Origin of the sequence: Rheinheimera sediminis, assembly GCF_004005375.1 — a bacterium.
Taxonomy (GTDB): Bacteria; Pseudomonadota; Gammaproteobacteria; order Enterobacterales; family Alteromonadaceae; genus Pararheinheimera.
On sequence record NZ_RZUF01000002.1, the window covers coordinates 211,191 to 235,572 of the forward strand.

At 46.9% G+C, this 24,382-nt stretch carries 24 protein-coding genes; 20 read left to right on the forward strand and 4 right to left on the reverse strand.

Features of this window, described 5'->3' with window-relative positions; all coding sequences use genetic code 11:
- Window positions 1-12 precede the first annotated feature (12 nt).
- The 4 genes from EMM73_RS02020 to EMM73_RS02035 form a co-directional block, all read right to left on the reverse strand.
- Window positions 13-1,788 carry an ExeM/NucH family extracellular endonuclease gene (locus EMM73_RS02020; RefSeq protein ID WP_127684796.1) on the reverse strand — a complete coding sequence of 592 codons (1,776 nt, stop codon included), beginning with the start codon at window positions 1,786-1,788 and terminating at the stop codon, window positions 13-15.
- Window positions 1,789-1,995: 207 nt separating this feature from the next.
- Window positions 1,996-2,568, reverse strand: a complete 573-nt coding sequence (locus tag EMM73_RS02025) for a hypothetical protein (RefSeq protein ID WP_127684797.1) — start codon at window positions 2,566-2,568, stop codon at window positions 1,996-1,998.
- A 95-nt stretch (window positions 2,569-2,663) separates the two neighbouring features.
- Window positions 2,664-3,950: a phosphoribosylamine--glycine ligase gene (gene purD, locus EMM73_RS02030; protein WP_127684798.1), complete on the reverse strand. Its 1,287-nt coding sequence runs from the start codon at window positions 3,948-3,950 to the stop codon at window positions 2,664-2,666.
- A gap of 75 nt (window positions 3,951-4,025) precedes the next feature.
- On the reverse strand, window positions 4,026-4,850 hold the full coding sequence (locus tag EMM73_RS02035; protein WP_127684799.1) for a class I SAM-dependent methyltransferase: 825 nt from the start codon (window positions 4,848-4,850) through the stop codon (window positions 4,026-4,028).
- Window positions 4,851-5,290: 440 nt separating this feature from the next.
- On the opposite strand from EMM73_RS02035, the gene trmJ reads away from it, so the two are divergent.
- The 20 genes from trmJ to EMM73_RS02135 all read left to right on the forward strand — a co-directional run bounded on the left by trmJ (window position 5,291) and on the right by EMM73_RS02135 (window position 24,336).
- A complete protein-coding gene (gene trmJ / locus EMM73_RS02040; RefSeq protein WP_127684800.1) occupies window positions 5,291-6,013 on the forward strand; it encodes a tRNA (cytosine(32)/uridine(32)-2'-O)-methyltransferase TrmJ in 723 nt (240 codons plus the stop codon).
- Between the two features lie 10 nt (window positions 6,014-6,023).
- Entirely contained in the window at window positions 6,024-6,833 is an 810-nt protein-coding gene (gene cysE / locus EMM73_RS02045; RefSeq protein WP_127684801.1) for a serine O-acetyltransferase, read from the forward strand.
- Window positions 6,834-6,963: 130 nt separating this feature from the next.
- Window positions 6,964-7,446 carry a Fe-S cluster assembly transcriptional regulator IscR gene (gene iscR / locus EMM73_RS02050; protein ID WP_127684802.1) on the forward strand — a complete coding sequence of 161 codons (483 nt, stop codon included), beginning with the start codon at window positions 6,964-6,966 and terminating at the stop codon, window positions 7,444-7,446.
- Between the two features lie 20 nt (window positions 7,447-7,466).
- A complete protein-coding gene (locus EMM73_RS02055; RefSeq protein ID WP_127684803.1) occupies window positions 7,467-8,681 on the forward strand; it encodes an IscS subfamily cysteine desulfurase in 1,215 nt (404 codons plus the stop codon).
- 29 nt (window positions 8,682-8,710) lie between these two features.
- Window positions 8,711-9,094: a Fe-S cluster assembly scaffold IscU gene (gene iscU, locus EMM73_RS02060; RefSeq protein ID WP_127025628.1), complete on the forward strand. Its 384-nt coding sequence runs from the start codon at window positions 8,711-8,713 to the stop codon at window positions 9,092-9,094.
- Between the two features lie 3 nt (window positions 9,095-9,097).
- Window positions 9,098-9,421: an iron-sulfur cluster assembly protein IscA gene (gene iscA, locus EMM73_RS02065; RefSeq protein ID WP_127025627.1), complete on the forward strand. Its 324-nt coding sequence runs from the start codon at window positions 9,098-9,100 to the stop codon at window positions 9,419-9,421.
- A 12-nt stretch (window positions 9,422-9,433) separates the two neighbouring features.
- Window positions 9,434-9,955 carry a co-chaperone HscB gene (gene hscB / locus EMM73_RS02070; RefSeq protein ID WP_127025626.1) on the forward strand — a complete coding sequence of 174 codons (522 nt, stop codon included), beginning with the start codon at window positions 9,434-9,436 and terminating at the stop codon, window positions 9,953-9,955.
- Between the two features lie 8 nt (window positions 9,956-9,963).
- A complete protein-coding gene (hscA, locus tag EMM73_RS02075; protein WP_127684804.1) occupies window positions 9,964-11,820 on the forward strand; it encodes a Fe-S protein assembly chaperone HscA in 1,857 nt (618 codons plus the stop codon).
- Between the two features lies 1 nt (window position 11,821).
- Window positions 11,822-12,160, forward strand: a complete 339-nt coding sequence (gene fdx, locus EMM73_RS02080; protein ID WP_053424395.1) for an ISC system 2Fe-2S type ferredoxin — start codon at window positions 11,822-11,824, stop codon at window positions 12,158-12,160.
- Window positions 12,161-12,312: 152 nt separating this feature from the next.
- Entirely contained in the window at window positions 12,313-12,744 is a 432-nt protein-coding gene (gene ndk / locus EMM73_RS02085) for a nucleoside-diphosphate kinase (protein ID WP_008900498.1), read from the forward strand.
- A 164-nt stretch (window positions 12,745-12,908) separates the two neighbouring features.
- Window positions 12,909-14,033 carry a bifunctional tRNA (adenosine(37)-C2)-methyltransferase TrmG/ribosomal RNA large subunit methyltransferase RlmN gene (locus EMM73_RS02090; protein ID WP_053424397.1) on the forward strand — a complete coding sequence of 375 codons (1,125 nt, stop codon included), beginning with the start codon at window positions 12,909-12,911 and terminating at the stop codon, window positions 14,031-14,033.
- Between the two features lie 22 nt (window positions 14,034-14,055).
- A complete protein-coding gene (pilW, locus tag EMM73_RS02095) occupies window positions 14,056-15,360 on the forward strand; it encodes a type IV pilus biogenesis/stability protein PilW (RefSeq protein ID WP_127684805.1) in 1,305 nt (434 codons plus the stop codon).
- On the forward strand, window positions 15,357-16,415 hold the full coding sequence (locus EMM73_RS02100; RefSeq protein WP_127684806.1) for a RodZ domain-containing protein: 1,059 nt from the start codon (window positions 15,357-15,359) through the stop codon (window positions 16,413-16,415). Before pilW ends, EMM73_RS02100 begins: the two co-directional genes overlap by 4 nt.
- Window positions 16,415-17,530 carry a flavodoxin-dependent (E)-4-hydroxy-3-methylbut-2-enyl-diphosphate synthase gene (ispG, locus tag EMM73_RS02105; RefSeq protein WP_127684807.1) on the forward strand — a complete coding sequence of 372 codons (1,116 nt, stop codon included), beginning with the start codon at window positions 16,415-16,417 and terminating at the stop codon, window positions 17,528-17,530. Before EMM73_RS02100 ends, ispG begins: the two co-directional genes overlap by 1 nt.
- Window positions 17,531-17,574: 44 nt before the next feature.
- Window positions 17,575-18,846, forward strand: a complete 1,272-nt coding sequence (gene hisS, locus EMM73_RS02110) for a histidine--tRNA ligase (protein WP_127684808.1) — start codon at window positions 17,575-17,577, stop codon at window positions 18,844-18,846.
- A gap of 54 nt (window positions 18,847-18,900) precedes the next feature.
- Entirely contained in the window at window positions 18,901-19,539 is a 639-nt protein-coding gene (locus EMM73_RS02115; protein WP_127684809.1) for a YfgM family protein, read from the forward strand.
- A 9-nt stretch (window positions 19,540-19,548) separates the two neighbouring features.
- Window positions 19,549-20,733, forward strand: coding sequence for an outer membrane protein assembly factor BamB (bamB, locus tag EMM73_RS02120; RefSeq protein WP_222422570.1), 1,185 nt, complete (start codon window positions 19,549-19,551; stop codon window positions 20,731-20,733).
- 185 nt (window positions 20,734-20,918) lie between these two features.
- Window positions 20,919-22,391: a ribosome biogenesis GTPase Der gene (gene der, locus EMM73_RS02125; protein WP_127684810.1), complete on the forward strand. Its 1,473-nt coding sequence runs from the start codon at window positions 20,919-20,921 to the stop codon at window positions 22,389-22,391.
- Between the two features lie 294 nt (window positions 22,392-22,685).
- Window positions 22,686-23,090, forward strand: a complete 405-nt coding sequence (locus EMM73_RS02130) for a VOC family protein (RefSeq protein WP_127684811.1) — start codon at window positions 22,686-22,688, stop codon at window positions 23,088-23,090.
- A gap of 766 nt (window positions 23,091-23,856) precedes the next feature.
- Window positions 23,857-24,336, forward strand: a complete 480-nt coding sequence (locus EMM73_RS02135) for a hypothetical protein (protein ID WP_127684812.1) — start codon at window positions 23,857-23,859, stop codon at window positions 24,334-24,336.
- Window positions 24,337-24,382: the final 46 nt, after the last annotated feature.

Below are 24,382 nucleotides of genomic sequence, written 5' to 3' on the forward strand. Positions count from 1 at the left end.
TGACCCAGAGGTTTAAAACTTAAAGTCGATTAAAACCGGGTCATGATCCGATGAACGGAATGGGTCCGGCGCGTATAAGGTTTTTTGCTGAGCTGCCGATTTAAACTCAGTGTTGTAATCAAGTATCGCTGGCTCATCGGCATTGATATTCCAATGCTGGAATTGAGTCAGTTTTTGCACCATGCTTTTGCTGGCAAGGGCATGGTCCAGTGAGCCGGTGCGGCCTCTGAACACATAGGAATAATGCCCGCTTTCATCTTTGGGTGCCAGATGCACCCAACCTGCTTGTTCCAGTGCATAAATCGGATCTTCCTGACGGTAGGCATTTAAATCGCCGATCACCAGCTGATGAGGTGTATTGACGTCAGTTGGCTGGGTCTGTAACCATGCAGATAAGGCGTTGGAGGCCTCAACACGGGATTGATTCCAGCAGCTCTGACCATCTTTGTTATCTCTGTTGCCACTGTCTACAGCAGCTTTATCTTCCGGGCAACTGCCTTTGGATTTAAAGTGATTCACACTGACAGTAAAAAGGCCTTCTGTGGATTTGGCTTTAAATGTCTGAGTCAAAGGGGCTCTCGAACCATAAGCAAAGGGGCCTTCGGCAATCATCACTGCTTTGCCAGCTTCTGTGACTTTATGTTGGTTGTAAATAAGAGCCACTTTAATAGCGTCACCCCCTAACGCCTGTTGCGGCTGCACAAAAGCATAACGTTGCTCTCCCAGGGCTTTATTCAGTTCTCGGACCAAAGTCGCCAAAGCACTGCGCTGAGCAAAACCGTTATTCTCCACTTCCAGTAAACCAATGACATCAGCATCCATCCGGGATAAGGCCGCAATCATTTTGGCTTGCTGGCGCTGCAGCTCATTTGCATCAGTGGCGCCACGACGGGTAGGGAAAGGCTTAGCCGCGGTTTCGCCAGTAAAAAAGTTCAGCACGTTAAAACTCGCGACCCGAATATGATCAGCGGCTTTGGCTTTAGGTGCTTCAGTTCTTGCATTGCTGGCTGCAAAATCCGGCACTCGTGCCGCAACTAAGCGATAACCCTGCTTAGTTTCAATTAAATAACCCTGCAGGTTTTTTACTGTATCGCCAACCCGCACAGTATTGCTGGCTGATAAATTGCCGTCAGGGAAGGTCACAGGATCCGGGTTCTGCTCAAAAATACCGTCATCCAGCCAGAGCTGACTTAAATTCTGTTGTTGCTCCAACTCTTTTGCTGCTTTACCTGGTCTGTGTAGCTCGGTTGCTACCCAGAGTCTTTTATCGGCCAGTAAAATTTCGCCATAGCGCGCTAACGGATAAGTGTCGTTGACTATTAAGGCTTGAGGAAAGGCCAAATACTGGCCTTCCAAAGCTTCCCAGTCTTGTCTGGATTTTACTGGCAATGTGGCCACTGCAGGTTTTGGCGCTTCCTGTTGACCACAAACTGAGGTTTTTACGTCCACCAAAGCTGTCATGCCGTCTAGCTCAACCACTTTACCTGTGACTTCTAGCTGTTGACCTGCTTTTGCCTGTTGAACCAGCTTTTTATCAGCAATAAATAAGGCGTCACTGGTTTTTGGATTGGTATCAGGGGTCAGGCTTTGGATCAAAACACCAGCTGCTTTGCTGCCCGGATAAAGAACTGCTGTGACTACGCCTGATGTAGACACAGTTTTGTTTAACAGCGGACTTTGTTTAGCATCGCCCTGAATTGCTGCAATAGTGGTTTCTGTGTTACAAGCAGCAGAAACAGCAAATGAACCAGTGGTTAGCACCAGTAAAGTAAAAATGGATAATTTCATCAAAAGTGTCCTTTAAAACAGATGCGTACAGCCTAAGGCACCCAGAAAAATCTACAAGGGCAAATCGTTGAATTTCGTATGAAATTGCTGTGAATGGCGGTTAAATAAAAAATTGCCGGAGCAATTTTTAACATTGGAGCGCAGCGACGATGGCCCTGAGGGTGAGCGCGATGGATGGCAGCGAATAAAAAATTGCCGGAGCAATTTTTAACATTGGAGCGCAGCGACGATGGCCCTGAGGGTGAGCGCCATGGATGGCAGCGAATAAAAAATTGCCGGAGCAATTTTTAACATTGAAGCGCAGCGACGATGGCCCTTTTGGGTGAGCGCCATGGATGGCAGCGAATAAAAAATTGCCGGAGCAATTTTTAACATTGAAGCGCAGCGACGATGGCCCTTTTGGGTGAGCGCCATGGATGGCAGCGAATAAAAAATTGCCGGAGCAATTTTTAACATTGAAGCGCAGCGACGATGGCCCTTTTGGGTGAGCGCCATGGATGGCAGCGAATAAAAAATTGCCGGAGCAATTTTTAACATTGAAGCGCAGCGACGATGGCCCTTTTGGGTGAGCGCCATGGATGGCAGCGAATAAAAAATTGCCGGAGCAATTTTTAACATTGAAGCGCAGCGACGATGGCCCTTTTGGGTGAGCGCCATGGATGGCAGCGAATAAAAAATTGCCGGAGCAATTTTTAACATTGAAGCGCAGCGACGATGGCCCTTTTGGGTGAGCGCCATGGATGGCAGCGAATAAAAAATTGCCGGAGCAATTTTTAACATTGGAGCGCAGCGACGATGGCCCTGAGGGTGAGCGCCATGGATGGCAGCGAATAAAAAGGCGCCATAAAGGCGCCTTAGTCATAAACTAATACACTTTAATTCTTTTCGCGGGCGATAGCACGATAGCCTATATCTCTGCGACTAAAAACACCGTCCCACTGCACTTTATCGGTTAGCTCGTAGGCTGCTTTTTGTGCCGCCGTCACATTCACGCCTAAGGCAGTAGCACACAAAACACGACCACCAGCCGTCAGTACCTGACCGTCTTTTAAGACTGTGCCAGCGTGGAATACTTTGGCTTCACGGCTGTCTTCTGTAGGTAAACCCGAAATCACATCACCTTTGCGGTAATCATCCGGATAACCACCGGCGGCCAGCACTACACCTACAGCGGCACGGCTGTCGAATTTAATTTCTTGCTGGGCTAATTTACCTTCCACAGCAGCCTGACACAGCTCCACTAAGTCGGACTGTAAACGCATCATAATAGGCTGAGTTTCAGGGTCACCAAAACGGCAGTTAAATTCCAGCACTTTACAGGTGCCATCAGGCGATACCATCAAACCTGCATAGAGGAAACCTGTGTAGATATGGCCTTCAGAGGCCATCCCATTGACTGTTGGGTAAATCACGTTTTGCATCACCCAATCATGTACTGCTGGTGTTACTACTGGAGCAGGGGAATAAGCGCCCATACCACCGGTATTTGGACCTTTGTCGCCGTCATCACGGGCTTTGTGATCCTGAGATGAAGCAAAAGCTAAGGCATGAGTACCATCAACCATTACGATAAACGAAGCTTCTTCACCTGTTAAAAACTCTTCAATCACCACACGGCTGCCAGCTGAGCCAAACTTGTTACCAGCAAGCATATCGTCAATGGCAGCAAAAGCTTCAGCTTCGGTCTGAGCGATAATCACGCCTTTGCCTGCAGCTAAACCATCAGCCTTGATCACTATCGGCGTACCATTGGCTCTGACATAAGCTTTAGCAGGTTCTATGTCAGTAAAGTTGGCGTAAGATGCCGTTGGAATTTTATGACGGGCTAAAAAATCTTTGGCAAAAGCTTTCGAGCTTTCGAGTTGAGCAGAGGCTTGGGTAGGGCCAAAAATAGCCAGACCCTGCTGACGGAAGGTATCGACCACACCTTTGGCCAGTGGTGCTTCAGGGCCCACTATAGTCAAAGCTATGCCTTCGCTTTTGGCAAAGGCGGTCAGGGCTGGCACATCGTCTGCTGCAATAGCCACGTTGGTCAGATTCGCTTCGAGCGCAGTACCTGCGTTGCCCGGAGCTACAAAGACTTGTGTCACATGAGCCGATTGTGCTGCTTTCCATGCCAGAGCATGTTCACGACCACCACCACCTATTACTAATACTTTCATCGTCAGTCTCGCCCCAATCAAAAACTAAAAAATATCAAAAACTAAAAAATCAGTGTGACTAAAACAAACAGCAGCCTAGTTGGCTGCTGGTTTGCGGAATTTCAGAGTCATACGGTCACTTTCACCAATGGCCAGATACTTGTCTTTGTCCTGCTCTTTTTGTGACAGAGTAGGAGGCAAAGTCCAGACACCACCTGGGTGATCTGCTGTATCTTTTGGATTGGCATTGATGTCACTGCTCTGTTCTAAGACAAAACCAGCTTTTTGCGCCAACTCAATAGCTAAACTTTGTGGGAAATAGCCTGATTTTAACCAGTCAGCTGATTTTTTATCTTCAGGTAAACGGTGTTCTACTACGCCTAACACTCCACCCGGCTTTAAAGCCGCGTAAAAGGACTTAAAAGCATCGATCGTGCCTTGTTCACCTTTTTGCATATACCAGTTGTGCAGGTTGCGGAAGGTTAGTACCACATCTGCACTGTTGGCTGGAGCTATTTGCTGGTCTGGTAAAGGAGAGAATTCGGTCACAACCACGTTTTTGTAGGCTTCATTAGAGGCAAGCTTTCCTTTAAAAGCTTTCAGGTTGCGTGTTGCGTATTCTGAGGTGCTGTTGGCAGGGAAATGAGCTGCATAGTATTTGCCTTCTTTGGCCAATAATGGCGCCAGAATTTCAGTGTACCAACCACCACCTGGTGATATTTCTACCACAGTACTTTGTGGTGTAACCCCAAAAAAGTGTAAGGTTTCAACAGGGTTTCTGTATTGATCCCGTGCTTTATTGGCTTCCGAGCGAGCCGGGTTCTGCACCGCCTGCTGTAAAGCTGTGATATCAGTATTTGCAAAAGAAAACTGGCTAAGCACTAAACTGGATGCTAAAACGAACTGCGATAACGCCTTCATAACACGATCCTTCTGAGTTAAAAACCGGCGCTAGTGTAGCAAAGCACAAAGGCTTTTGCAGTCAGAAATCACCAGCGGTGATATTTGTGGGATGTAAAGCCTTCATTCTTGAAGCTTCCGCTTTGTTGCCAGCGTGCTTTCGCCCCAGTAATTCCGAGAACATCGGTCAGACATGACTTGCTAGTTCTCGCCTCAATTCAATTGCATATAGGTGAACTATGCTCCTGGGGTTTGTCGCCTCTGTGCAACTCCAATTACTTTGGCTATAAAATAAGTTACTAACGCATCTAATTTCAGATGGCTGGACTGCTAAATTTCAATCAACAAAAATTATATGCTGTGATAAAATGCCGCCCCTTGAATTTTTAAGCTTGCTGCTGTGCTGAAGATTGCTGCAGAACAGTAACAGGCTTTCCATATAAGTATAGGCTGGAGCGGGCATGTTAGAGCAAATCCGAATAGTGTTAGTGGGTACCTCTCATACCGGAAACATAGGTTCAGTTGCCCGCGCTATGAAAACTATGGGTCTGAGCAAGCTGGTGCTGGTGTCACCAAAAGAATTACCGGACGGTCAGGCGTATGCCTTATCTGCAGGCGCCAGTGATATTCTGGCAAATGCGCAAGTGGTAGATACCTTAGAGCAGGCTATTGCCGACTGTGGTCTAGTGGTTGGCAGCAGTGCCCGTTCCCGTACTTTATCCTGGCCTATGCTGGAACCGCGTGAATGTGGCGAAAAAGCTGTGCTGGAAGCGACGCAAAAACCTGTAGCCCTGGTGTTTGGCCGTGAGAACAATGGCCTGACCAATGAAGAGCTGCAAATGTGTAATTACCACGTCTGTATTCCGGCCAATCCTGAATACAGCTCTTTAAATTTAGCTATGGCTGTGCAGATTATTACTTATGAAGTCCGGGTGGCCTTTTTAGCGCAGCAGGATAAAGCTCCGGAAGCGGATTTAACTGTTTACCCGGAAATAGACCAGATGGAGAAGTTTTATGTCCATTTGGAGCAAACCCTGAGCGACACTGGTTTTATTATCAAACAGCATCCGGGCATTGTGATGGCGCGTTTACGCCGTTTATTTGCCCGTTCCAGACCTGATGATCAGGAACTGAATATTTTGCGTGGCATTTTGGCCTCTATTCAACGCACCACCAAGCAATAGGATGTGGAAGATGTTTGCAGGTATCAAAGAAGACATTAAAAGTGTGTTCGAGCGGGACCCGGCGGCGCGCAGTGCTTTTGAAGTACTGACTAACTATCCTGGTTTACATGCCATCTGGTGGCACAGAATGAATCACAGATTATGGAAAGCCGATTGGAAATGGCTGGCGCGTTTTTTAAGCACCATAGCGCGATGGTTAACAGGGGTCGAAATTCACCCTGGTGCTAAAATTGGCCGTCGTTTTTTTATCGACCATGGCATGGGTGTGGTGATAGGTGAAACCGCAGAAATAGGTGACGACGTCACTTTGTATCATGGCGTGACTTTAGGTGGTACCAGTTGGAACCCAGGCAAACGCCACCCAACTTTAGGCAATGGCGTAGTGATAGGCGCAGGTGCCAAAGTATTGGGGCCTTTATATGTCGGTGAATCTGCCCGTATTGGTTCCAATGCTGTGGTGGTAAAAGATGTACCCCCAGGCGCGACTGTGGTGGGTATTCCCGGTCGTATTGTTGCTAAACAGGATATGGCTCTGACTGAGCAGCGCCAACAAATGGCGAAAAAGTTTGGTTTTGATGCCTATGCCGTCTCTAGTGATAATCCTGACCCTGTAGCAAATGCTATGGGAAGGATGCTGGATCATATGCATTTCCTGGATAACAAAGTGACGGAGCTGTGCCAAAGTGTCAACAAGCTTGGCGGCAATGTCTGCGCTATAGTGCCGGAAATCACTATTGAAGATGAGACTTTTATTCAAGCCGAGCGCGAAGCCGCCGAACAACGCAAGAAAGCTGTGGATGCATTTGACCCGACTATTTAGCCGGGACTAGTCCTTCATCGGAAAAATAGTTGAACCTAAACGGATAATACCTGACTAAAACAGTAGGATTAATACTTGACTAAAACAGTCAAGAATGTACAATTTGCGCCATTCGTTTAGGGAGTCCGTTATGCGTTTAACTTCAAAAGGCCGTTACGCTGTAACCGCTATGCTGGATGTTGCATTACATGCCGAGTCTGGCCCTGTGTCATTGGCGGATATCTCTGAGCGTCAGGGTATTTCCCTGTCTTATCTTGAACAGCTGTTTGCCCGTTTACGCAAACAAGGCCTGGTCAGCAGTGTGCGTGGTCCGGGTGGTGGTTACCAGTTGGGCCAGGACCCGATGCAAATATCTGTGTCTGCTGTGATCAGTGCGGTCGACGAGTCCGTAGATGCCACACGCTGTCAGGGTAAATCTGATTGTCATAGCGGAGCTAAATGTTTAACCCACACTTTGTGGACAGACTTAAGTGATCGCATCGAAGACTTCCTCACCGGTATCACTTTAGGTGAGCTGGTTCGCCAAAATGAAGTGAAACAAGTGGCGAAACGGCAAGATGGCCGTGTGTTAAAAAATCCAGCAACTGAAATCGAAGTCAGTTGCCAGTTGTAGGCAAAAGCCGGAGCAAAAAAATGAAGCTACCTATTTATTTAGACTATGCAGCCACAACCCCGGTCGATCCGCGGGTGGCCGAAAAATTGATGCAATTTCTGACTATGGATGGTTGTTTTGGTAATCCTGCGTCACGTTCGCACAAATTCGGCTGGCAGTCAGAAGAAGCGGTAGAAATCGCCCGTGCGCAAATTGCCGAACTGGTGAACGCTGATCCTCGTGAAATTGTTTTCACCTCGGGCGCAACTGAATCAAACAATTTGGCTATCAAAGGCGCAGCGCAGTTTTATCACAGGAAAGGTAAACATCTGATCACAGTCAAAACCGAACACAAAGCCGTGTTGGATGCCATGCGCGCTTTGGAACGTGAAGGTTTTGAAGTGACTTATCTGGATGTAGAAGCCAGTGGTTTAGTCGACTTAGACAAGTTAACTGCTGCGATCCGCCCTGATACCACGTTAATCAGCATCATGTTCGTTAACAATGAAATTGGTGTGATTCAGGACATCGCTGCTATTGGCGAGCTGTGCCGCAGCAAAGGTATTATCTTCCATGTCGATGCAGCTCAGGCGACAGGCAAAGTGGATATTGATTTAGAGACCTTAAAAGTAGATCTGATGTCGTTCTCAGGCCACAAAACTTATGGTCCAAAAGGTATTGGCGCTTTGTATGTTCGTCGTAAGCCACGTATTCGTTTAGAAGCTCAGACGCACGGTGGTGGTCATGAGCGTGGTATGCGCTCAGGCACTTTAGCTACGCACCAGATTGTGGCCATGGGTGAAGCTTTCCGTATTGCTAAAGAAGAAATGCACGCTGAACGTGAACGTGTTGCTGTGTTACGTGACCGTTTATTAGACGGTATTAAAGACATCGAACAGGTGTTTTTAAATGGTGACGCTGTGCAACGTGTACCAGGTATTACCAACGTCAGCTTTAACTATGTCGAAGGTGAGTCGCTGATTATGGCGCTAAAAGACATCGCCGTATCTTCAGGTTCAGCTTGTACTTCAGCCAGTCTCGAACCTTCGTACGTATTACGTGCTTTAGGTTTAACCGACGAGTTGGCACATAGTTCTATTCGTTTCAGCATCGGCCGTTACACCACGGAAGAGCAAATTGATCACACCATTAAGATTGTGCATGACGCCATTGGTAAATTACGCGACATGTCACCTCTGTGGGAAATGTACAAAGACGGCGTGGATTTAGGCAGCGTAGCCTGGGTTGCACACTAAGTTATTAATCAAATTAGGGACTTAGAATCATGGCATACAGTACTAAAGTCATAGACCATTATGAAAACCCGCGTAACGTCGGTTCTTTCGCTAAAGACGACCCAACTATAGCTACAGGTATGGTTGGCGCACCGGCTTGCGGTGACGTGATGAAGTTACAGTTAAAAATTAACGACCAAGGCATCATTGAAGATGCCAAATTCAAGACCTATGGCTGCGGCAGCGCTATTGCATCCAGCTCCTTAGTGACAGAATGGGTGAAAGGCAAAAGCATAGACGAAGCGGCTTTAATCAAAAACACCGATATTGCGCAGGAACTGGCTTTACCACCGGTAAAAATCCACTGTTCTATTCTGGCGGAAGATGCAATCAAAGCAGCCATTGCTGATTACAAACAACGTCACGGGAACTAAGTTATGGCTATTTCAATGACACCAGCGGCAGCGGATCGCGTCAGAAGCTTCCTCGCTAATAGAGGCAAAGGCCTTGGCTTGCGTGTGGGTGTAAAAACCACAGGTTGCTCAGGACTGGCGTACGTGCTGGAGTTTGTTGACGAGTTAAACGATGACGATCAAGTGTTTGAACAAAACGATTTGAAACTCATCGTTGACGGTAAAAGTCTGGTTTATATAGACGGCACTCAGCTTGATTTTGTCAAAGAAGGTTTAAACGAAGGGTTCCAGTTTAACAACCCCAACGTCAATGGCGAATGTGGTTGTGGCGAAAGCTTCACCGTTTAACTAAGGGCGCAGATGAATTACTTTCAGCTTTTTCATCTGCCAGCTCAGTTTGAGCTGGATTTGACTGAATTAGGCACCCGTTATCTGGAGCTGCAGCGTCAGTTTCACCCGGATAAACATGCCGCAGGGTCTGAGCGCGATAAGCTGATGGCGGTGCAACAGGCTGCCAATATCAACGATGCGTATCACAGCTTAAAACAGCCGTTATTACGTGCTGAACATTTACTGGCGTTACGGGGTTTAAAAATCAGTAATGAGCAGCGCAGTTTCATGGAACCTGCTTTTTTAATGCAGCAAATGGAATTACGTGAGTTGCTGGCAGAGATTAGCGATGCAGCGGATCCTGATGCGTTAATTGATGAAGCTGACCAGCAAATTCAGCAACAGAAAAAAGCCTTATTACGACAGTTGCAATCGGCACTGGACGCCAACAACCCTGAGCACGATCATCAGGCGGCTGATATAATCCGCAAACTCAAATTTTTCTTTAAGCTGCAGCAAGAGCTGGAGCTGATTGAACAAACACAAGACTAAAGAGCAGCATGGCGTTATTACAAATTGCAGAGCCCGGTCAAAGCGCGGCTCCACATCAGCACAAGTTAGCCGCAGGTATTGATCTCGGTACCACCAATTCGCTGGTTGCCACTGTCCGCAGTGGCGAAGCCAAAACTCTGTCTAATTCAGCAGGTCAGGATATGCTGCCTTCTGTGGTGCGGTACACCGCGGATAACGTCATAGTCGGTCATGCTGCTGCAGCTGATGCTGTGCTGGATCCACACAACACCATAGTTTCAGTGAAACGTCTGATGGGCCGTGGTTTTGCTGAAATCAACGCCGATGCAGAACATATTCCTTACGAGCTGGTTGATCAATCTGGTTTAGTGGCCATTAATACCATTCAGGGTATCAAGAATCCGGTTGAAGTCTCAGCTGAAATTCTGGCGACTTTAGCCGATACCGCAAGCCAGACCTTAGGTGGCGAGCTGACAGGTGTGGTCATTACCGTGCCTGCTTATTTTGATGACTCGCAACGTCAGGCAACCAAAGATGCAGCTAAGCTGGCAGGTTTAAATGTATTACGTTTATTAAACGAACCTACAGCTGCCGCTTTAGCTTATGGTCTGGATTCAGGTCAGGAAGGTGTGGTTGCTGTTTATGACTTGGGTGGTGGTACTTTTGATATCTCAATCCTGCGCCTCAAGCGTGGTGTGTTTGAAGTATTGGCGACTGGCGGCGACTCGGCTTTAGGTGGTGATGATTTTGACCATGCTTTAGTCAACTGGTTACAACAGCAAACAGGTCAAAGCACACTTTCGCATTCAGAGCTGCGCCAGTATCTGGTGACTGCCCGTCAAATTAAAGAAAACTTAAGTGCCACAGAGCAGTTGGATTTTGTCCTGCCTTTAGCTTCCGGTGAATTTAAAGGCCAAATCAGTCGTGCCGATTTTGATGCATTAATTCAGCCTTTAGTACGCAAGACCATCCGAGCCTGTAAACAAGTGCTGCGTGATGCCGGTTTAGACACCGAAGAAATTCAACAAGTGGTGTTGGTCGGTGGTTCTACCCGCGTACCATTAGTACGAAGCGCTGTGGCGGAGTTTTTTGCCGCAGAGCCTTTAACTTCGATAGACCCGGATAAAGTAGTAGCCATAGGTGCTGCTATTCAGGCCAACGTGCTGGTCGGTAATAAATCAGATCACGACACTTTGCTTTTGGATGTGATCCCTTTGTCTTTAGGTTTAGAGACCATGGGCGGTTTAGTGGAAAAAATCATTCCACGTAATACTGTTATTCCTGTTGCCCGCGCTCAGGAATTTACCACCTTTAAAGATGGTCAGACCGCTATGGCTATTCATGTGTTGCAAGGCGAACGTGAACTGGTCGATGCCTGTCGTTCTTTGGCGCGTTTTAATCTGACCAATATCCCGGCTATGGCCGCTGGTGGCGCACATATCCGTGTTACTTTTCAGGTCGATGCTGACGGTTTATTAAGCGTCACAGCACAGGAAAAGTCGACTGGGGTCAGCGCCAGTATTCAGGTGAAACCTTCTTACGGTTTAAGTGACGATCAGGTCGCAACTATGATCCAAAGCTCTATGTTGTATGCCAAACAGGACATGCAGCAGCGCTTGTTAAAAGAGCAACAGGTGGAAGCTGAGCGTGTACTGGAAGCTGTGACTGCGGCTTTGCATGCTGATGCCTCGCTACTGAGCCCAGAAGAAAAGTTAAATGTAGAACAAGCCCTTGCCGCACTTGATACAGTGAAACGAGGCGAAGACACTGCAGCTATTAAAGCCGCTATTGAACATACCAATCATATAACGGATGAGTTTGCAGCACGCCGTATGGATATTTCCATTCGAAGTGCCCTGCAGGGTCATAAGGTCGACGAGGTCTGATATGCCACAAATCATCTTTTTACCCCACGCAGAGTTGTGCCCTGAAGGTGTCGCAGTTGAAGCTAAAACAGGCGAAACTGTGCTTGATGTTGCACTTCGTTGTGGTATTTCTATTGAGCATGCCTGCGAAAAATCCTGTGCTTGCACCACCTGCCACGTCATAGTGCGGGAAGGCTTCCGCTCGCTGAATCCAAGTGATGAGCTGGAAGACGATATGCTGGATAAAGCCTGGGGCTTAGAGCCAGACTCTCGCTTAGGTTGTCAGGCCCGTATCGCGGATGAAGACTTAGTGGTTGAAATTCCTAAGTACACAGTCAATATGGTCAGTGAAGGGCATTAAGCCTGCTGTTGCATGGTTATAGCCGCACCAAGGTTCTGGGACTGTGTCGGCTTTCAGACTTGTATTTACATAAAAATAGGCTTTTTATTTTGCTTAGCGTATAATTCGCGGCCTTAAAAATTTATTCACCCTTTTGATTACAGGAGTCTGTCATGGCTTTAGAACGTACTTTTTCAATCGTGAAACCAGATGCAGTAGCAAAGAACCATATCGGCGCTATCTACCACCGTTTTGAGTCTGCAGGTTTGCGCATCGTAGCAGCTAAAATGTTGCACTTAAGCCAGGAACAAGCTGAAGGCTTCTACGGCGAGCACAAAGAGCGTCCATTTTTCAACGCTTTAGTTTCTTTCATGACTTCTGGCCCAGTAATGGTTCAGGTGTTAGAAGGCGAAGATGCCGTGCGTAAAAACCGTGAAATCATGGGTGCTACTAACCCTAAAGATGCTGCTGCCGGTACTTTACGTGCTGACTACGCTGCCAGCATCGACGAAAACGCTGTTCACGGTTCAGACGCTGCTGCTTCTGCTGCCCGTGAAATCGCGTTCTTCTTTACTGAAGCAGAACTGTGCGCCCGTACTCGTTAATTTATTTAAACCGTCGTTCTTGAAGCGGCAGCGCAGCTGCAACTCCAATTACTTAGGTTTAAAAAAGTGTAAAGGGACGATTCGATAAAAGGGAGCTTAGCTCCCTTTCTATCTATTTAAACTGTCCTATTTTTTATCTATCTATGTTGTGAGGAAATGCCTAAATGAGCCAAACAGAAAACAAAGTCAATCTGCTTGATCTGACCCGTACCCAGATGAAGGAGTTTTTTGTCTCTATTGGTGAAGCAGGCTTCAGAGCCGATCAGGTGATGAAATGGATTTACCATTTCTGCATCGACGACTTTGACAAAATGACCAATATCAACAAAAAGTTGCGTGACAAATTAAAAGAAAAAGCCGTGATTGCAGCGCCAGTGGTGGTGACGCGTCAGGACAGCGCCGATGGCACTATCAAGTTTGTCATGGGTTTGTCGGGTGGTCAGGAAGTTGAAACTGTCTGGATCCCGGAAAAAGATCGTCGTACTTTATGTGTGTCTTCACAAGTTGGCTGCGCTTTAGAATGTACCTTTTGCTCCACAGCTCAGCAGGGTTTTAACCGCAATTTAAAAGTATCTGAAATTATTGGTCAGGTCTGGCGTGTGGCGCAGATCATTGGCAGCTACGGCGATACAGGCGAAAAACCAGTCACCAACGTGGTGATGATGGGCATGGGCGAACCTTTGCTGAATCTGAACAACGTAGTGCCAGCCATGGAGCTGATGCTGGAAGACTTTGGTTTTGGTTTATCCAAACGCCGTGTGACTTTAAGTACTTCAGGTGTAGTACCTGCTTTAGATATGCTGAAAGAACGTATCGACGTGGCTTTGGCTATTTCTTTACATGCGCCGAATAACACGCTGCGTGATGAGTTAGTGCCAGTCAATAAAAAATACCCCATGGAAGAATTTCTGGCTGCGGCGAAGCGTTATGTCACAGATTCACGTGCCAACGATAAAGTCACAGTCGAATACGTGATGCTGGACGGGGTTAACGACAGTATGGAGCAAGCCCATGAGTTGGCACATGCTCTTAAAGGCACGCCGTCAAAAGTGAACCTGATCCCGTTTAACCCATACCCGGGTTCACCCTACAAACGTTCCAGCAATTCCCGTATCGATCGCTTTAACAAAGTGCTGCAGGAACATGGTTATACAGTGATGGTGCGCAAGACCCGCGGCGATGATATTGACGCTGCTTGTGGTCAGTTAGTAGGGGATGTAATAGACCGTACCAAACGTGTAGAAAAAAAACAGATGAAAGGTCAGGAAATTTCAGTAAAAATGGTGTAAATCCCATTCAACTGGCATTGTCATGCAAAAACTCAGGCTAATTGCTTGTGTTGTTTTCAGTTTACAGTTGGTCGCTTGTGTCACTGAAACCACAGTAGTGGGCAGTGACCGGCAAATTCGTCCCAAAACAGAGCAAAAAGAAGCGGCCCGAACCCGTATTGCGCTTGGCATTAACTACCTGCAAAGGGGGGATAATGCCCAGGCTAAGTTTAATCTGGAAAAAGCCAAAAGCTTAGCGCCTCAACTGGCAGAAGTGCATAACGCCATGGCTTATTATTATCAGCAGGTGGCTGAATTTGCTGCGGCTGAAAGTTCCTACCAAAAAGCCATAGCTCTTGAGCCAGACAACCCAGACTCTTATAACAACTATGGTGCTTTTTTATGTCAGCGTGGTAAATACCTTCAGGCTGAAAAGCTCCTGCTACAGGCGATCAGCCGTCCTGGTTATATTCGTGCTGCAGACAGCTATGAAAACATCGCCCTGTGCCGGCTGGAACAAAAAGATTTTGTTCAGGCCAAGTCCTATCTGAACCTATCCCTCAGACACAATGCCAGCAGACCCAGCGCTTTGTTTAACTTAGCTTCGGTCAATTATGCGATGGCCGATTTGCCCGCTGCTTTGGTGCTTCTTGATAGAATGCAAAGTGCGTCCCAGATTTCGCCACGTTCTGCATTGCTGCGTTACCTCATTGCACAAGAACAACAAGACTATAGCCAGATGCAAGCTGCAGAGCTGCTGCTGCAGACGACCTATCCGCAGAGCAAGGAAACTTTATTATTAACTCAGAGAAAACTAGCAGAGTCTGAGTTCAGCCTGTTACGAAAACACTACACAGCTAAATTACAGCAGCAAAGCCCACGTCAAGCCAAGGAGCTCAGGGGCGAGCCTAAAATTAAAATAACCCGTAAAACGGCTGCAACCAACAGCCTGTCTCAGCCGGGTGTGCAAAGCCCAAAATCAGTTGTAGTGACGGAACCCCAAGTCAGACAACATCAAGTGCAACAAGATGAAACCTTGTATGGCATAGCAGAGCGTTACAGTGTTACTATTAGCGACATAATCAGCTGGAACTCTTTGCGTGTTAATCAGTCTCTTGTTAAGGGGCAGCTGCTGTGGATTGGACAGCAGGCACCCGGGCAGATTGAAGCGCAAATTGAAGTGCCAGAACGTTATCAGATTCAGTATGGAGATACTTTAGTACGGATTTCGATGCGTTACAGGGTGAAATTAGCCAACCTGCTGCAATGGAACAATTTATCTGAGCAAAGCCCGATTCGGGTTGGGCAATTTATCTACTTAAAAGATCCGGCACAATTAGAATTATGACGACTGAATTAACGCCGCCCAGCAGCGTAGTAACACCTCTTAGCGCTGGACAGATATTGCGTCAGGCCAGAGAGCACCAAAAGCTGACGACAGCGCAAGTTGCACAGCAACTGAATTTAAGTAAAGGTCTGATTGACGATCTTGAACAGGATCAAGTTGATGCAAAGCTGTCTTCAACTTTTGTGCGTGGTTATTTACGCTCTTATGCCAAGGTGCTGAAAATACCAGCTCAACAGGTGCTTGATGCCTACAGCAATAACTCTAAAGGCTTACATCAGGTTCCTAGTTTAACCCGCAGCTTTTCAAAACGTACCGCGAAAGAAGCGACAGAGAATCGTTTTATCTGGGTGACTTATTTTGTCATTGCGGTCTTTGTGGTGCTGTTAGTCTTAGGTTTTTGGCAAAATCGTTTTGGTAGCTCAGCTTCCGGTAGCGTTTTGCCTATGGCTCAAACAGACGAAACTATGCTGGCTAGCGAAGAATCGCAGCCAACCCAAAGCGAGATTTTTGAGCAAAGCCAGCAGGTACAAAATCCAATACCAGTCAATCAACTGGATAGCTCGACGACACCGGCAGAGACAGCTGCGTTAAGTACTGAGCCACAACTCAGTCTTACTGTGGATGCGCCTGTGCTGCAGGTAAAAGAGCCAACCGCAGATCCTGTTGCTGATAGTAGTTCTATGCCTCAAAATTTAGCATCTGAAGCTAATACTTCTGTTTCTGAAGCCAGTACTCCAGAGGTTTCGGTTGAGGAAACGCCAGCTTCTGTTACTTCAGAATCTCAAACTCTCCCTACAGCAGATGTATCAGCCAATGCTAACATCAAGCTGTCTTTGACAGCAGAATGTTGGGTCGATGTAGTGGATGCGACTGGCAAACGTTTGGTATTTGGCAGCAGGCAAGCTGGTGAAGAGCTAAATGTGCGCGGTATGGCACCAGTCAAAGTTTTATTAGGCAATGCAGCAGCAGCCACTCTTAGCTTTAATGGCGAAGCCATCGATCTGTCAGGTTATCCAACAGGTCGGGTCGCCCGGTTAACCCTTGGACAAAACTGATGAGTTACGCAGAGAATCCTATTAAAAGACGTCAATCCACGCAAATCAAGGTGGGAAATGTACTGATAGGTGGTGATGCCCCTATTGCTGTGCAGTCGATGACTAATACTAAGACCACAGATGTCGCGGCTACAGTAGCGCAAATTCAGGCTATTGCCAAAGCAGGCGCTGATTTAGTGCGGGTCTCAGTGCCAACTATGGAGGCGGCAGAAGCCTTTAAGCTGATTAAGCAGCAATCTCCTATTCCTTTGGTCGCTGATATTCATTTTGATTACCGTATCGCTTTGAAAGTGGCAGAGTACGGTGTGGACTGTTTGCGGATTAACCCTGGCAATATAGGTCGTGAAGACCGTATTCGCTCTGTGGTTGAAGCGGCGCGCGATAAAAATATTCCCATTCGTATTGGTGTCAATGGCGGTTCGCTGGAAGCTGATTTACAGGAAAAGTATGGCGAACCTACGCCAGAAGCGCTTGTGGAATCAGCCATGCGTCATGTCGAAATTCTGGACCGACTGAACTTCGACCAGTTTAAAGTCAGCGTCAAAGCATCCGACGTTTTTTTGGCTGTCGGCGCTTACCGCTTACTGGCGAAACAAATTAAGCAACCTTTGCATTTGGGTATTACCGAGGCAGGTGGTGCTCGTGCAGGTTCAGTCAAATCTGCTATAGGTCTTGGCATGCTGTTGTCTGAAGGCATAGGCGATACCTTACGTATTTCACTGGCGGCCGATCCGGTGGAAGAAGTGAAAGTGGGTTTTGATATTTTAAAATCACTGCGCATTCGTTCCCGCGGCGTTAACTTTATTGCCTGTCCAAGTTGTTCCCGCCAGGAATTTGATGTGATCAAAACTATGAATGAGCTGGAACAACGACTGGAAGATGTGATCGACCCAGTCACTGTGTCTGTGATTGGTTGTGTCGTCAATGGCCCAGGCGAAGCGCTGATCTCTGATTTAGGCGTAGCTGGAGCCAACCGGATGAGCGGTTTTTACCTCAAAGGCCAGCGCCAGAAATTACGCATTGATAACAACAGTGTGGCAGAGCAACTGGAAGCTCAAATCCGCTTGTATCTGGCAGAGCAAAAACGACTGATTGAAATTAAACAGCTGGATTGAGCAGATTTTCTGCCTCATCCGCTTAGGATAAAGAGATAAAACCCGTGTCTAAAGATATCCAGGCCATTCGTGGCATGAACGACTGCTTACCCGTTGATACTCCGGCATGGCAGTATGTGGAACAGATTTTACGTAAAACAGTACGCAACTATGGCTATGAAGAAATTCGTTTTCCTATAGTGGAAATGACCGAACTCTTTAAGCGTTCTATCGGCGAAGTGACCGACATCGTTGAAAAAGAAATGTACACCTTTGCTGATCGCAACGGTGATAGTCTGACCTTGCGCCCAGAGGGCACAGCGGTTTGTGTGCGTGCAGCCAATCAGAATGGTTTGCTGTACAACCAGGAGCAGCGCCTTTGGTATATGGGCCCTATGTTCCGCCACGAGCGTCCGCAAAAAGGCCGCTACCGCCAGTTCCACCAATTTGGATTAGAAGCCTTTGGTATGGCCGGCCCTGACATTGATGCCGAAGTGATTTTGCTCAGTGCCCGTTTATGGAAAAGCTTAGGATTATCTGCTCATGTCACTCTGGAGCTGAACTCTTTAGGCTCGAATCAGGCCCGTGCTGATTACCGCGCTGCGTTAGTGGCTTATTTAGAGCAACATAAAGACCTGTTGGACGAAGACAGCTTACGCCGTATGTACAGTAATCCACTGCGGGTACTGGATAGCAAAAATCCAGTGATGCAAGAGATGCTTGGTAAAGCACCTCAGTTATTAGACTACTTAGATGAAGAATCCAAAGTTGATTTTGATGGCCTGCAAAAACGTTTAAAAGCCGCAGGCGTAGAGTTTGTTATCAACCCGCGTTTAGTGCGTGGCCTGGATTACTACAACAAAACTGTATTCGAATGGGTGACCAGCAGCTTAGGTTCACAAGGCACAGTCTGTGCCGGTGGTCGCTACGATGGTTTAGTGGAACAGCTGGGTGGTAAAGCAACTCCAGCCGTTGGTTTTGCCTTAGGGATGGAACGGCTGGTATTATTGCTGCAAACCTTAGACTTATTGCCACAAGTGCAGGCTCAAACTGATATTTATCTGATGGCCTTAGGTGAGAGCGCGGAACTTGCCGCAGTTTCTATTGCCGAAGCCCTGCGTAATGAGTTACCGGACCTGCGTTTGATGACGCACTCTGGTGGTGGTAATTTAAAGAAACAGCTTAAAAAAGCAGATAAGTCTGGTGCCCGCCTTGGACTATTGTTGGGTGAAACTGAATTGAATCTTGGCGAGATAACGCTCAAATGGCTCAGAGAAGAAAAACCGCAACAAAATATAAAATTGACGGAATTAAGCAGCTATCTTAGCAACGTATGAAATTGACTGAATTGAGCTGCTATTTCTGAAGCAGCTGATTTAAAGGGATCGAAGATGGAAATTTACAACAGCGAAGAACAACAAGTTGAAGCCATTAAACGCTTTTGGAAAGAAAACGGCACCGCTATTATCGCTGGTGTTGTTTTAGGTTTAGGTGGTTTATACGGTTGGCGTTATATTCAGGACCAGCAACTGGAAAGTACAATGGCGGCGTCCAGTGCTTATACAGAGTTACTGGAACAACAGCAAAAAGCATCAGACAGTCCTGAGTTGCTGGCTCAGTTTCAAACCTTTGTCGATGATAATAGCGACTCTTCTTATGCTCTGCTGGCCGCTTTTGTGGCTGCTAAAGACGCTGTCGCCAAAGAAGATTATGCAACTGCGGCAAAACAACTGAGCTGGGTTGCTACTAACGCAACACAACCAGAAATCAAAGCTCTGGCACAACTACGTTTAGCCCGGGTGCAAAACGAACAAAAAGACTACACAGCCGCTCTGGCTACTCTGGCTTTAGCTGTTCCCGAAGCGTTTAAAGCGCAACAGCAAGAGCTTATTGGCGATGTATTTTGGAGTTCAGGCGAGCTGGCCAAGGCTAAATCCGCCTACCTGGCTGCTGCTGCAGCGAATAAAGATGCTCAGAATCCTATTCTGAAAGTGAAATTAGATGAACTGGCGCACGTAACTGCTGCTTAAGGTGTAAGAGTGAAGTTATTCAGGTCCCGTATCGGCTTAATGCTGGTGTTGTTGACGACTTTGGCTGCTTGTTCTTCCAAAGACGAATTGGTCTACCCGGAAATCAACAACAAAATTGAACCCGAAGAAATTTGGAGCGCGTCCGTTGGTAATGGCGTTGAGCACTATGACTCAGCACTGCGTCCTTTCATTTATCGGGATAAAGTCTTTGCAGCCAGCCGGGCTGGTTTAGTGATGGCTTTTGATCGTGAATCCGGTGATCGTCTCTGGACTTTCGACGTGCGTGATGATGGCACTGGTAGTTTTCTGGACGGTCTTAAATTTTGGAACTCTGAAACAGCACGTGTTTCAGGTGGCGTAAGCTACGGTTACGATAAAGTATTCGTAGGCACAGAAAATGGCGATGTGTTGGCGTTAGATCCTGAGACAGGTGAGCTGGTATGGCGGGTGAAGGTGAAAGGTGAAGTTATTGCCAAACCTGCAGCAGGCGAAGGTTATGTGCTGGTCAATACCTCTGCTGGTTATATGTTTGCATTGCATCCGGACACAGGTGAGCAGCGCTGGATGTATGAGCAGGAAAGTGCATTATTAAGCTTACGTGGTACCAGTGAACCAGTAGTAGCGAGTGGCGGTGTTATTTTTGGCAGCGGTGCAGGTAAGGTTTCAGTACTGATCGCAGATAAAGGTGTGCTGGCCTGGGATGTTGCTATCGCAGTACCAAAAGGCGCTACGGATTTATCCCGTATGGCTGATGTAGATGCTACTCCCATCATCATTGATGGAACTATCTACGCCATTGCTTTTAATGGTGAATTAGTGGCACTAGAGCTACGGACTGGCCGTGTGATGTGGAAACGCGAATATGCCAGCTTCCGTGATATGGCCATTGAAGGTAACACGATTTATCTGGTCGACAGTGTCGGGAAAATTTTTGCGATAGACCGCCGCAATGGGTTAGAGCAGTGGTCACAATTCGGTTTACATAAGCACTTCCTGACGGGACCTACAGTGTATAAAGACTATTTGGCTATTGGAGATGTGGAAGGTAACTTATTCTGGTTGGATAAAAACACCGGTGACTTCGTTGCCAGGGAATCTTATGGTTCTGGTTTTTATGTGCAGGGTGTAAGCTCAGCCGATGAATTAGTGATCCAAACACGGGATGGTGAGCTAAGTTTAATACGCTTACCTTAAGCAACAGAATACAAGATGTACTAAGGTCGGGGTCGATGAAATATCGTCTCCGACCTTGTTGTTTCATAGCGTATAATGATTTTCGTGCTGATGAGAACTTTCATAGTTCGGTATCATTGAGTAATAAGGCCAGTTGGCCCGCGGTATCCACAAGGATACATAGTAATTTTATTTGAGGTAAAACCATGTTACCTGTAGTGGCTTTGGTTGGCAGAGCCAACGTTGGAAAATCAACATTATTTAACCGTTTGACCCGCACCCGGGACGCCTTAGTGGCAGATTTCCCGGGCCTGACGCGCGACCGCAAATACGGTTCAGTCAAATACGAAGGTTATGAATTTATTGTGGTGGATACCGGTGGTATCGACGGCAATGAGCAAGGCATTGAAGTGGAAATGGCCGAGCAGTCACTCAAAGCGATAGACGAAGCTGACATAGTTCTGTTTATGGTCGACGCCCGTGCTGGCGCTATGGTGGCAGATGATGCGATAGCTCAGCACTTACGCCGCATCAATAAAAAAGTGTTTTTAGTCGCCAATAAAACCGATGGCTTAGATGCGGATACAGCCACAGCGGATTTCTATAGCCTGGCGCTGGGTGATGTCTATCCTATAGCCGCTGTGCATGGCCGTGGCGTGGTGTCTTTGCTGCAACATGCCTTGTTGCCTATGTTGTCTGAACAGCAACAACAGCGTATTGCCGCTATTGAAAAGGGCGAAGAATTACCGGAAGAACTGGAAGAGGAAAGCGAAGAGGACATCACTCAGGCTAAGGATCAGCATATCAAGCTGGCCATAGTGGGTCGTCCCAACGTTGGTAAATCTACGCTGACCAACCGTATTTTGGGTGAAGAGCGTGTGGTGGTATTCGACATGCCAGGCACAACACGAGATTCGATTTATATCCCTATGACTCGCGGAGAGCGCGAATACACCCTGATTGATACGGCTGGTGTGCGTCGTCGTGGCAAAATTGACGACATGGTCGAAAAGTTTTCTGTGATTAAAACTCTGCAGGCCATTGAAGACGCCAACGTGGTGATTTTAGTGCTGGATGCCCGTTTAGGTATTTCGGATCAAGACTTAAGTATTTTAGGTTTTGTGCTCAATGCCGGTCGGTCACTGGTGATAGCCGTCAACAAATGGGATGGCCTGGACGATCGCATTAAAGATGATGTGAAACGTGAACTCGACAGACGTTTAGGCTTTATCGACTTTGCCCGCCTGCATTTTATCTCTGCACTACATGGTTCAGGCGTAGGTAACTTATTTGAATCAGTAGAAGAAGCCTTCGACTCGGCCACCCGTCGTGTCAGTACGGCGCTGTTAACCCGTATTATGAAAATGGCAGTGGAAGATCACCAGCCACCTATGGTGAAAGGCCGTCGTGTGAAGCTGAAATACGCTCACGCCGGTGGTTACAATCCGCCTCTTATCGTGATCCACGGTACTCAGGTAGACGATCTGCCAGATTCGTACAAACGTTATCTGATGAATTATTTCCGTAAATCGCTGCAGATGATGGGCACGCCAGTGCGGATTGAATTCCGCGAAGGCGAAAACCCGTTCGCCGGCAAACGTAATATGCTGACACCAAATCAGCAGTACAAACGGGATCGTATCTTAAAAGCCAGAGCGAATCTGGTGAATAAGAAGTAAGTTTTACAAGGCCAGCGAAAGCTGGCCTTGTTGTTTGTGGTTTGTGCATGTCGGGGATTGTTGGGGCTGTGATGATAACTAGCTTGAAAAACGCCGATAACTGCCCGTCTCTATTGGGTTCAGCCATTTGCCCACCGCATTCACAAACCAATTGTAGGGGCGGGTCTTGTACCCGCCCGTCTATAATTCCAATCCAATGCCAATCAGGGTTTATCCTTGCCCGCTAAATAGTGTCAAATATGCAGGTTGTGATATACCGCCACTCCTAAATCAACCATCCTTACTCGAGGTTTTATGCTGCATCATGTTTCTTTTGGTGTTTCTGATATTTATCGTTCAGCAGCTTTTTACGACGCTGTGTTATCTGCTTTAGGTTATGTCCGGGTTTGGGATGATATCAGCGATGATGACCCGGATTGTGCTGTAGGTTATGGCTACAGCAATGGTGGCGATAAGTTTGCCATCAAACTCAGAGCACAGGTTTTGTCAGGTTCAGTACCAGGCTTTCATCTGGCCTTCGCTGCTCCAAGCCGTAGTGCTGTAGATGAGTTCCATAAAGCTGCTTTACTGCATGGTGGCAAAGACAATGGTGCTGCAGGCCTGAGGCCAGATTACGGCGATGAATATTATGCAGCTTTTGTCATTGACCTGGATGGTTACCATATTGAAGCTGTGATTAATGGGGCTGAGCAGGTATAGGTGTTGCGCCAATTCGGTAGCTTATGCTTGCCGCGTTGTAGGTTGTACTCGACGCGCAGCGGCAGTACAACAAAGTAACTTGCCGCAATAAATAAGATCACCTTTTGAATCCAATGCGTTTCGCGGTTGGGGAACATCTGTAGTTGTAACTGTTGTTGACGGCTAGATTTCTTACTTTAAAGCGTTTCGCCGCTGGCGAGATACTTTCTTTTGCTTCGCCAAAAGAAAGTATCCAAAGAAAAGGCGACCCCAGGTCGCAGCGAAAGCCCGGCCCAAAATCGTGCGTCCAAGGCGACTGGGTAACTCGCTCGTCGCTACCGCTCCTCACTCAGACACTCCCAGCCTTAAAACCTTGGCCACCCAATTTTGTCCGGCTCGCGCCCCAATGGGGATTTGGTGCCAGTAGCTGGTACCCAGCTGTCACTTAAAATGCCTGAGAAAAAAACATATGCGAAAGTCGGCAGCGTGCCAAAAGCGGACATAGTTGTGACTCTATACGGTCCATATTACCTCTGCTCGGTTTTGTTCTCACTATGGCATTTCTCCAAACAGTAACAACATAAAAATTAGAGAGTTATCAATGGCCGCTGGTTAGATAACATGCCCATAGAATGGGATAATACGCATGCGCGTGATCCCGCAAACAAAGACTGGACAAATTTTCGGAAATGGTTGATTTTAAGGAGCTATTAACCGCTGCTGCGCACTGGTCTAAGAAGCCAAAAGCGCATGCGTTATATACAAATGTTATGCATATAGGGAAATTATGTCATTTATCGTAGATGTTATTTCTGTCGTAGGGTCTAGCGCTTCCATTTCAGGAGTGACCCTAAAAGATTTGCTTAAAGGTAATCCTAATAAAAAAGAAATCGAAAGCTACATAAAATACTTGGAACCTAAACAAGTATTAACAGCTCCTTTCCATCAAGAAGTTTTACCTGCCGTTATAAAAAGTTTAGAAGAAATAAAGGTGAAAACAGAGACGTTACGCATTAATTGCAACGATGAATATATATCTATTGTCGTTCTCCATCTAGTTTTGTTACTAAGTGAAGAGTTAATGAATCTGCACAAGTTACAAGGTTCAACTGCATCTGACAATAAAGCAATGTTTAAGCATCTTCAAAGAGTAAGGGTTAAATTTGCTAAAGCAATTGGGTTATTGTGTACAGCATATGAAATTGATATTTCAGGTTCACCTTTAGCGAACTTTGTAATCGATCTAGGCTACAAGCCTCGTGCATAATGCACCTTAAAAAGGGACGAATAAAGCTTGGCTTGCGCTACTTCGT

Bases quoted from the DNA above. Each gene is read 5' to 3' on its own strand.
- EMM73_RS02020 (WP_127684796.1), bottom strand. From the start codon at position 1,788: ATGAAATTATCCATTTTTACTTTACTGGTGCTAACCACTGGTTCATTT.
- EMM73_RS02025 (WP_127684797.1), bottom strand. From the start codon at position 2,568: ATGTTAAAAATTGCTCCGGCAATTTTTTATTCGCTGCCATCCATGGCG.
- purD (WP_127684798.1), bottom strand. From the start codon at position 3,950: ATGAAAGTATTAGTAATAGGTGGTGGTGGTCGTGAACATGCTCTGGCA.
- EMM73_RS02035 (WP_127684799.1), bottom strand. From the start codon at position 4,850: ATGAAGGCGTTATCGCAGTTCGTTTTAGCATCCAGTTTAGTGCTTAGC.
- trmJ (WP_127684800.1), top strand. From the start codon at position 5,291: ATGTTAGAGCAAATCCGAATAGTGTTAGTGGGTACCTCTCATACCGGA.
- cysE (WP_127684801.1), top strand. From the start codon at position 6,024: ATGTTTGCAGGTATCAAAGAAGACATTAAAAGTGTGTTCGAGCGGGAC.
- iscR (WP_127684802.1), top strand. From the start codon at position 6,964: ATGCGTTTAACTTCAAAAGGCCGTTACGCTGTAACCGCTATGCTGGAT.
- EMM73_RS02055 (WP_127684803.1), top strand. From the start codon at position 7,467: ATGAAGCTACCTATTTATTTAGACTATGCAGCCACAACCCCGGTCGAT.
- iscU (WP_127025628.1), top strand. From the start codon at position 8,711: ATGGCATACAGTACTAAAGTCATAGACCATTATGAAAACCCGCGTAAC.
- iscA (WP_127025627.1), top strand. From the start codon at position 9,098: ATGGCTATTTCAATGACACCAGCGGCAGCGGATCGCGTCAGAAGCTTC.
- hscB (WP_127025626.1), top strand. From the start codon at position 9,434: ATGAATTACTTTCAGCTTTTTCATCTGCCAGCTCAGTTTGAGCTGGAT.
- hscA (WP_127684804.1), top strand. From the start codon at position 9,964: ATGGCGTTATTACAAATTGCAGAGCCCGGTCAAAGCGCGGCTCCACAT.
- fdx (WP_053424395.1), top strand. From the start codon at position 11,822: ATGCCACAAATCATCTTTTTACCCCACGCAGAGTTGTGCCCTGAAGGT.
- ndk (WP_008900498.1), top strand. From the start codon at position 12,313: ATGGCTTTAGAACGTACTTTTTCAATCGTGAAACCAGATGCAGTAGCA.
- EMM73_RS02090 (WP_053424397.1), top strand. From the start codon at position 12,909: ATGAGCCAAACAGAAAACAAAGTCAATCTGCTTGATCTGACCCGTACC.
- pilW (WP_127684805.1), top strand. From the start codon at position 14,056: ATGCAAAAACTCAGGCTAATTGCTTGTGTTGTTTTCAGTTTACAGTTG.
- EMM73_RS02100 (WP_127684806.1), top strand. From the start codon at position 15,357: ATGACGACTGAATTAACGCCGCCCAGCAGCGTAGTAACACCTCTTAGC.
- ispG (WP_127684807.1), top strand. From the start codon at position 16,415: ATGAGTTACGCAGAGAATCCTATTAAAAGACGTCAATCCACGCAAATC.
- EMM73_RS02115 (WP_127684809.1), top strand. From the start codon at position 18,901: ATGGAAATTTACAACAGCGAAGAACAACAAGTTGAAGCCATTAAACGC.
- der (WP_127684810.1), top strand. From the start codon at position 20,919: ATGTTACCTGTAGTGGCTTTGGTTGGCAGAGCCAACGTTGGAAAATCA.
- EMM73_RS02130 (WP_127684811.1), top strand. From the start codon at position 22,686: ATGCTGCATCATGTTTCTTTTGGTGTTTCTGATATTTATCGTTCAGCA.
- EMM73_RS02135 (WP_127684812.1), top strand. From the start codon at position 23,857: ATGTCATTTATCGTAGATGTTATTTCTGTCGTAGGGTCTAGCGCTTCC.